This is a genomic window from Agrobacterium sp. ST15.13.013, from assembly GCF_027956525.1.
Classification (GTDB): domain Bacteria; phylum Pseudomonadota; class Alphaproteobacteria; order Rhizobiales; family Rhizobiaceae; genus Agrobacterium; species Agrobacterium salinitolerans.
Window position 1 is genome coordinate 49191 of sequence record NZ_JAQKGP010000030.1, and the last position, 8795, is coordinate 57985.

The following is an 8795-nucleotide window of genomic DNA, read 5'->3' on the forward strand; positions in this document are numbered from 1 at the left end:
CCTACGCTGCCTTGCTGAGGGAGGTGAATTCAGAGCGATAGTTGGCGGGACGGAGCTTTTGAAATGTACTGGCGTCGGCGAGTAGGATTCCCGCGACCGCCATCGTCACCCCGAACTTCCTGGGCTCGCCCAAGCGCTGAAGGGGCCACCCGACGCGCGCGAGGATCCGCTCGAAACGCAGGTCAGTGACGGTGACGATTTCGGTGAAACCGTTCGACATGCACCATTCGATGATGCCGGCGAACATGGTCAGCGTCGCCTCATGGACGGATCCGTCTCCCCTGCCCTCGCCGAGCGCCGTATCGACGCAAAAACGGGAGCTCTCGATCATCGCGGAATGGGCGTTCAACCGGCCATTCGGAAGGAGTGAGTGAAAGACGTCGGCCACCATTGTGGGGCCAGGCGCCGGAAGCAGCCGCGCGCATCCTGCTACCTGGCGACTGTCGGAAATTGCGAGGATGTAAGTCGGTATCAGAGTGTCGAAAGCATCCAATTCCACGCCGTCGATAACTTCGACATCCCAGCCTAGCCGGTCGGCGAAGACCCGCGCGCGTAGCTCGTGATGGCGGTGGATAAGCTCAGCTTCCTGAATATTTTTCGGTGTTGAGATCGCGAGAACCTGCATGAATTTCTCCGTCGTCGTTGTTCGGCGGAGAACTCAGCACGGTTTGGACACGGTGAGTAGTTGTAGGATTCTACAAGGTAAGATCCAGCTGAGTCGCGGTGGTGAGTCTGCTTTAGCTGGACGACAATGCGGATTCCGTGTCGTCTCCTTTGGGTTACGATTGTAGGATTCACAGTAAGACAAATCATGAACATAGCTGACGGTCTGGTATGCTAACAGGTTGTATTAGATAATAAATCCGGATTTTGTGTGTTAGGTGGATCTGCGGTCGTTAACCTTCTGTTAACGCTATTTCCCTTGCGGCATTGCCAGAATCATGCGTTATCTTGAGACGGCAATAACGCGTCTGACGCTAATAAACCGTCTGAAACCTGAGGCCCAAGTGAACGTGATCGACCGGCACATTAATCGAGCATCAACTTCCGCACACATCACCCAGCGCGCGGAAGCGTTGTCTGCGAGACTCAGGGCGGTTGGTGAGCGCGCGTTTCCCCCTACCGCACAAAAGTCGCTTCGATCTTTCACTTCCGGCGAGGTCGCCGAAATTGTCGGCGTGTCAGACGGCTATCTTCGCCAGCTTTCGCTCGATGGACTCGGCCCTTCGCCAGATTTGGGAAGCGCCGGTCGCCGCTCTTACACTTTGGAGCAAATCAATCAACTCCGTGAGTATCTTGCCGGAGCTCGACCTAAGGAAGCAAGTAGATTTTGGCCACGTCGGCGCAGTGGCGAAAAACTTCAGGTGATCACGGTCGCAAATTTCAAAGGCGGCTCCGCGAAGACAACAACTGCTGTTTATCTCGCACAAGGACTTGCGTTGCAGGGCTACCGTGTCTTGGCGGTTGATCTTGATCCTCAGGCTTCCCTCTCCGCAATGTTCGGTTATCAGCCAGAGTTCGACGTTGCCGAAAACACGACCCTTTATGGTGCGATCCGCTACGACGACCAGAGGGTGACGATGAAGGACGTTATCCGGCGCACCTACTTTACCGGGATAAGCATTGTCCCGGGTAATCTCGAACTGATGGAGTTTGAACATCAGACCCCTCGATTCATGCTGCAGAATCGAGGGCGTCCGGAGGATCTATTTTTCAGACGTGTCGCAGGCGCAATCAATCAGGTCGAACAGGACTTCGACGTCGTTGTCGTCGATTGCCCCCCACAACTGGGCTTTTTGACCATGGGCGCCCTTAACGCAGCGAGTGGCATGATTGTGACTGTCCATCCCCAAATGGTCGATGTCGCATCCATGAGCCAGTTCCTCTTGATGACGTCCGATCTCGTGTCGGTAATTGAAGAAGCCGGCGGACGGCTCGACTACGACTTTCTACGGTTTCTTATTACGAGGCATGATCCGCGCGACGTCCCCGAGCAGGAAATCGTGGCGCTGCTTCGTGACGTCTTCGGAATCGACGTCATGGCGGCATCCGCATGGAAGTCGACGGCAATCGCCAATGCCGGTCTTACCAAGCAGTCGCTCTATGAACTCTCGCGCGGCGCGGTAGGACGGACGACGTATGATCGAGCAATGGAATCCATCAATGCCGTGAATCTGGAAATTATCGACCAGATAAACAAGGTCTGGGGTCGATGATGGCGGCTCAATCGCTGATAAATCAAAACCTTAGTGTGTTGTCAGCTGACTACACGGTCTTACTAGAACTGTTGTTTGGATAGGGTCGGAACGATGAGCAAACGTACACAATCCATTCGCTCAATGTTTGCCGGGGGCAACGATCAGACCGCTTCTAATGACGCACAGCAGCCTGTGCAGCGAGTTGCCTCGGGTGCGGTCCGGTCGTTGAAAGACACGTTCTCAGAGGTGGAAAGACATTACGAAGAGCTCAAGCAGCAAGTTGCTGACGGAGCTGTTCCAGTCGAAATAGACCCAGAATTGGTCGACCCCTCGCCCTTCGCGGACCGGTTTGAGGACCAAGACATGGCTGTCTTGGAGGTCCTTAAGACTTCGATCAAAGATCATGGACAAGAAATTCCGATCCTTGTTCGACCGCATCCAGCTGAGATCGGACGATATCAGGTTGCCTACGGCCACCGCAGACTACGTGCGACTGCCGAACTCGGCTTGAAAGTCAAAGCCTATGTCCGCGAACTGGATGACGATCGTCTTGTCGTCGCGCAGGGCATTGAGAATTCCGCTCGTGAAGACCTGACTTTCATCGAACGGGCGGCGTTTGCACTCAAACTGGACGAGGGTGGTTTTCAACGGTCGCTAATACAAATGGCTTTGTCTGTTGACCGACACGAAGCTCAAAAGCTGGTAACAGTTGCTCGGGCAGTTCCGCAGTGGTTGATTGATTCCATTGGCCGTGCGCCGAAGATCGGTCGACCGAGGTGGCAGGAGCTCGCAGAACTTTTGAAAGTCCCGGGCGCAGAGAAGAAGGCCCGCAAAGCCACCCAGGACAAATCCTTCTCACATAGGGATTCTGACAATCGTTTCCTGGTCGTCCTAAGAGCGTCCAAGATAGATGATGTGACGGCGCCGTCTGTAGCCCCCACCCGCTTGGTCGCAAAATCTGCTGACGGGCTTCAAATCGCGACGCTCGCCATCGGCGGCAAGCAGTGCAAAATCGAAATGAACCGAGATAGAGACGAGACTTTTGCAAAGTTTGTTATGGAGCAGCTTCCTGCGCTCTACGCGAACTTCAGAAAGGAAAATCCGTCATCTGAAGGATAAATAAGGATAGGAACAGCAAAAGAAAGGCCCCCAAACGTCGCCGTCGTGGAAGCCTCTCTCAATGGTCTAAGCAGCCTGAGAATCGCATTTCCATGAATCGCAGTCAAGAGTCTTTGGCACCGTTTTTGGTGAGCAGATTTCTTTTGCCTATTGAAGGGTGAAAGACATGCAGAGTGGAAATGTGACGACGCCGTTTGGGCGGCGGCCGATGACGCTTGCCTTAGTGGCGGCACAGTTCAAATCCGCCGACATCAGGCAGGGTAAATCGGCCGACAAGTGGAAGATCTATCGCGATGCTTGTGACGCGCGATCATTGTTGGGTTTGCGCGATCGGGCACTTGCAGTGCTCAACGCGCTTCTATCATTCTACCCTGAGGCTGAACTCAAGGAGGAAGCGAATCTTATCGTGTTTCCGTCCAATGCCCAACTCGCGGCACGGGCAAACGGTATCGCCGGCACGACGCTACGCGAGAACTTGGCCCTCTTGGTCGATGCAGGTCTCATCCAACGGAATGATAGCCCGAACGGGAAACGCTATGCGCGCAAGAGCTCAGATGGGTCCATCGAGACAGCCTTTGGCTTCAGTCTTGCGCCGCTTCTGGCCCGATCAGAAGAACTTGCGGTTATGGCCCAGCAGGTCGCAGAGGGTAATCGCAAGCTCAAAATCGTCAAAGAGCGCATCACAATTGCCCGACGGGATGTCCGGAAATTGATCTCTGCGGCAATGGAAGATCACGTTCCCGGGGATTGGGCCAAGGTCGAGGAGCTTTATGTTGAAGCCATGGCACGGCTGCGGCGGGCAAAAGGGGCGGACGAATTAATCGGAATTCTCGACGAAGTCGAGATGCTGAAGGAAGAAGTAGTCAATCTATTGGAACGGCACGTCAATCTTGGAAAATCCGACGCCAATGATGACGGATTCCGTCAGCACATACAGAATTCAAATACCGAATCCAGCAATGAACTTGAACCTTGCTCTGAAAACGAGCAGGGCGCGAAGCAGAGTAAAAACGTTGAACTAAGAGCCGAATCGATAAAATCATTCCCGCTTGGTATGGTCCTTCGGGCATGCCCGGAGATTTCCATGTATGGTCCGGGCGGAGCAATCGGCAGCTGGCGGGACCTTATGATGGCCGCCGTGGTCGTGCGATCAATGCTGGGGGTAAGCCCGTCGGCCTACCAGGACGCCTGCGAAGTAATAGGGGCTGAAAACGCGGCCGCAATGATGGCTGCAATCCTGGAGCGGGCGGGGCACATCACATCGGCCGGTGGATATCTTCGCGATTTGACGTCGAGGGCGAAACGCGGCGAGTTTTCTCTCGGACCAATGTTGATGGCGTTGCTGCGGGCCAATGGCGGCGAACAAAGGCGGGCTTAATCGCGGTTCCAAATTATATCCCTTGAAAAACATTAGTGCCCTTTGAACCGCCGCTTTGTTTTGTTGTCAGCTGACCACAAGCTAAATTGTTGTTTTTGCTACTTGGTTGCAATAATAGCATTCTAAGGTGCGATTTTACTTCGCAGATCCATTCAGAATGGCGGCCCGTTCAGGTGCGTGAGCGAATGCGAGACCTTATATCCATGCGGACGCTCCGCGACCACATATTTGGATGCGTTGCACAGTGGGGAGTCATATGTTGGCGAAGCTTGGATGCGATCGCCGAAAGCAGCCTTCTGCATGCAGCCATCCCAGCCAGTACCTTATGGCGTTTTTCCCGGAGACCGGTGTTGCCAGGCGGTGGGCCTTTTGCTTGCGCAGCTTTGATGCCTGGTTTCGTTCGCACGGAGATCGGTACGCGCTCAACTTGTGCTGTGGCGGCTAGTACCTAGAGAGAAAGACGCTCCGCTGCGTCGATATCCCGATCGGACCTCGCAGCGAATGAAATAGAACCTCTTCAAGTCGATCCTTCGATCACTCGGAAGATGGCTGACGGAGTGGCGAGTTCTCGCTTAGACCAATATTGATGGCTTTGATGCGTTCTCATGTCCAGCAGCGTCGTGTTGGCTAGCAAAACCACCGAACCCGGGCACTACAGGATTCGAACACATGAGAACTGGTTTCTAGATTGGAGAAGCCCGACGACTATGTGTTCAGATCGATTGTATTATCACGGGTCGTGCCATCTGATTCATGGAATTAGTCCGTACAGGTGGCAAGAACAATTGACTCTTGGATCGCGCTGGCAAACAAAGCAGCGATGTACAGAGGATGAATAATTGCTGACCAAGAAATCCAGACCCAGGATGGCGCCGTAGCGGCAGAAGCTGAGCCCGCTGCTCCGAAAAAGACTTCAAAAAGGAAATAACACGAAGGCTGAAAAAATTCGTGCGAATGCGTCGAAACTGGCGAAGCAGAAGGTCCGCGGCCTTACCGGGGAGGAAAAGCTGGAAAAGATTGGTCAGATTGAAGCTACGGTCGCTGGCGGCGCAACCTTGAAGATGCCGTGAAAAGCGCTGGTATTTCGGATCAGACTCATTATCAGTGGAAGAAGGCTTTGGCTCAACCGGCGCCACCCGTTTCCGCAGCATCTCTTTCGGTGGATGACGAACTCGCCGAATTCATCCAGCTCGAGGAAGAAAATCGGCGCCTCAGAAAGCTGCTCTCAGAGAAGCTGCGCGCCGAAAACGCTGATCTGCGCAAGAGACATGGTATGAGTTAGCGGTCTTTCGGTGTCCATCCCTCGATCACCTTGACGTGCAATCCTCGGGATTGGCCGGTTTCAAAAATTCCCGTGCATCCTGATCATTCTGCGCCCTCACTCATTCCATTTCTTAGGAACATGCGAACACCACGATCCAATTTCATCGTCGAATATAAGACGAACAGGCGCCAGACACTTCGCCGAACCTCAATCTGGGGCGATCTGGATTTGCAGGCTGTTGCCCGCGCGGTAGAGGCTGACGATGTGATGCCAAAGCTTGATCTGCCTCAAGCAGCATCAGTTCAGGAGGACGTTGTCGCGGTGAAGTTCGAGGTGGTAGACTACTCGGATGTTCCGATTGACGGCGAAGTCCCTCCGGATAGTCCTGCCGCAACGTCGTCGTCGAAAGAGTTTTCCATCGAGTCTGAAGCTGTGGAAGACGATGCGTCCGACCCCACGCGCTCGGTGCATCAGCAGCGTAGCCCGGGTTCAGGATGGACTCCGAAGTCTGGAGCGAAAGCACGGAGTAAGAAGACGCCGTCAGCGAGCCCCGCAAGTGCACCAATTCTCAATCTTCGCCGCGATCCCCCGCTGCTGTGCGGCTTGGATGAAGAGCTCGCCGCTCTCGAGGCTGAAAACCGCCATCTGAGAAGCCTCATGGTCGTGAAGCTCCGGAAGGAGAACGAAAGGCTGAAGTTCATGCTTCGGCGATTTGGTCAAAGTCGCTAAGTTTGATTACTAGCACGAACGAGTATGCGCATCGGTCGGCGACCGCTGAACCCGCAGTAGCAGGCGTCTAAGGCGGGAATCTCGTAAATTCGGTGGTTGATGGTGTCGTTTGGCATTTAATCGTAAGAACGCGGCCGTTCCGGCAGGTGGTGGCATTTAATTTGAGATTTTCGGTGCGATTTTCGGCGTCTGGCACCTTCCGATTTGGCAATAACCGTTTGTGACGGTTTAGCATTTTCTGAGGACGATTGGCCGACGGCATTCATCTTTTCCATGGCGACGAATCTCACCTTAAGTGCCAATCGAAGCCTGAATCTCAAAATTAACTGCTCAATCTCAATTTAAGTGCCACGCTATCTTGTTGAAATTATCGCATGCGGAGTCTTGCGATTAAATGCAAAACGACACAAGACTCCCATTATGTTGTCGTCCATTCGGGCGCCTCCCCGGCCATCTTTCCTACGCTGCGACCGCTCTGTCGACACGATCGCCTTGACTTGGTCTTGGCCACTGTGCTCGTAAGCAATGACGACGTGGCGAGCCCTGGACACGACTTAGCCGTTGTAACGCTCGATGAGGTCCCCGGTGGACGGCCCGAACATTCTATCGAATGTCCTGCTGCTGTCGATAGGCCATTCACTGCAGCCAAGGTCGGAACACGTTGAAAGGTGGGGGGGATCGTACTACTATATAGTTGGAACGAAAGGCGATCAGCTTCGATGCAGATAGTGTGGACATTTACAGCGCGGTCATACCTCGACCAACTCGCATCGGAAGAGAAAGCAAAGGTGGTCAACGCTGTTGAACGTCTGTCGCGCGGCGGACGATCCTCAGCTCTGGAGCAAACAAAGCTATTGCTCGGGACGAAAGATCTCTTTTCCCTTAGGGTGGGAGCCGAGTTGCGAGTCCTCGTTCGCTTCGAGGGCGAAAATCTAAAAATTGAGGACGTCGTTAGGCGTAGCCAGCTCGATGGATTGCGGAGAGTTGAGAGGTTGGCACAGGCCCACTCTGTATGAAATCCTTTGTTTCCTTAAATCTTGATACTTCGATCTTACGACAAAACCTGGACGAACTTGACGAGCTCCTTAAATCCGAGAGCCATCTCAAGGAACGGGATCAGATAGCGCCATTTTTTAAAGAGCGCCCGCATCTCTGCGCTGCTATTGGCTACGGAAACAATGCTGTCGAACTACCCAACTGCTGGGCAAGCGAACTCGACTTGTTTGGCGATTTCGTGTGCGACGCGGCTTCTGGCGATACTGAGGCGAATGCATTCACATTGATCGAGGTCGAGGACGCGCGAGAATACAGCATCTTTACAAAGCTCGAAGCCGGAAAATCAATGAAACACTGGTCCAACCGATTTGAGCACGGCTCGTCGCAGTTGGTTGATTGGGCGTGGCGGCTGTCGGAAGAAAAAAACTCTTCCGCATTCAGACGGATTTTCGGTACGAATAGCCCGACAATTCACCTGCTTCTGATTGTAGGGCGTGATGCGGATCTCGTGCCAGATGATCTTGATCGACTTCGCTGGCGTGCTAACAATGTTGCCTTTGGTGGTTATCGGATGTCGTGCTTCACCTTTGACGGAATACTAGCCTCAATCCGTCGTCGTCTTCTTCTGGCAAGCCAGCCGTCAGAGGTAACCTGAAACGTTTGCGAGATCCGGCTGAAGGCGCCAAGCCCGCGATCTTACAACGGCCCCGGCGTAACAATGAAAACGGTCATCATCTAAATTACAGAAGTGCTCACAAGCCCGAGCTAAGTTAGGCTGCTTCTCCTGAGTAGTGCCGTTTGAGATAGACTTCCATCCCCAACTGAATTTGCGCGAACCAAGGTCCTGACAGACTCATAACAAGCGCGCCGCGCGTCCACACCGTCTGGTGGCATTGCTGGATGCCTGTTGAATCGAGCGATGACGTGACTGCTCCATCGCCTCGGGTAGGGGAATGCCTCGGTTCGCCGCCTCGGCCAGATACCTGACCGCAACCCATGGGCCGAAAACTCCCCGCTCTCCAACCCGGCCATCTCCACCCTCTGCTTGATAACGGCGTTGACCGACTGCGGATCGAGCGCCCGCCGCGAAATTGTCCCCCAGCGCCCGCCC

The 8795-nt window shown here is 54.0% G+C and carries 7 protein-coding genes and 1 pseudogene; 6 read left to right on the forward strand and 2 right to left on the reverse strand.

Annotated elements, in window-relative coordinates; genetic code table 11:
- Position 1 precedes the first annotated feature (1 nt).
- Positions 2 to 625 carry an acyl-homoserine-lactone synthase gene (locus PL597_RS22795; RefSeq protein WP_012476008.1) on the reverse strand — a complete coding sequence of 208 codons (624 nt, stop codon included), beginning with the start codon at positions 623 to 625 and terminating at the stop codon, positions 2 to 4.
- 382 nt (positions 626 to 1007) lie between these two features.
- Between PL597_RS22795 and repA the strand changes: the two genes are divergently transcribed.
- From repA to PL597_RS22825, 6 genes are all read left to right on the forward strand, one after another.
- The gene (repA, locus tag PL597_RS22800; protein WP_234888145.1) at positions 1008 to 2216 is read left to right on the forward strand and encodes a plasmid partitioning protein RepA; all 1209 of its coding nucleotides are present in this window, start codon (positions 1008 to 1010) and stop codon (positions 2214 to 2216) included.
- A 93-nt stretch (positions 2217 to 2309) separates the two neighbouring features.
- Positions 2310 to 3317, forward strand: a complete 1008-nt coding sequence (gene repB / locus PL597_RS22805) for a plasmid partitioning protein RepB (protein ID WP_012476010.1) — start codon at positions 2310 to 2312, stop codon at positions 3315 to 3317.
- A 166-nt stretch (positions 3318 to 3483) separates the two neighbouring features.
- Positions 3484 to 4695 (forward strand): plasmid replication protein RepC, encoded by a 1212-nt coding sequence (repC, locus tag PL597_RS22810; protein WP_012476011.1) that lies wholly within the window; start codon positions 3484 to 3486, stop codon positions 4693 to 4695.
- Positions 4696 to 5761: 1066 nt separating this feature from the next.
- Positions 5762 to 5977, forward strand: a complete 216-nt coding sequence (locus PL597_RS22815) for a hypothetical protein (RefSeq protein WP_116979320.1) — start codon at positions 5762 to 5764, stop codon at positions 5975 to 5977.
- A 120-nt stretch (positions 5978 to 6097) separates the two neighbouring features.
- Positions 6098 to 6688 (forward strand): hypothetical protein, encoded by a 591-nt coding sequence (locus PL597_RS22820; RefSeq protein ID WP_012476012.1) that lies wholly within the window; start codon positions 6098 to 6100, stop codon positions 6686 to 6688.
- A gap of 1012 nt (positions 6689 to 7700) precedes the next feature.
- On the forward strand, positions 7701 to 8339 hold the full coding sequence (locus PL597_RS22825) for a Shedu anti-phage system protein SduA domain-containing protein (RefSeq protein WP_077768120.1): 639 nt from the start codon (positions 7701 to 7703) through the stop codon (positions 8337 to 8339).
- A gap of 198 nt (positions 8340 to 8537) precedes the next feature.
- Here PL597_RS22825 and PL597_RS22830 read toward each other — a convergent pair.
- Positions 8538 to 8795: pseudogene (locus tag PL597_RS22830) on the reverse strand (integrase); the annotation flags it as partial.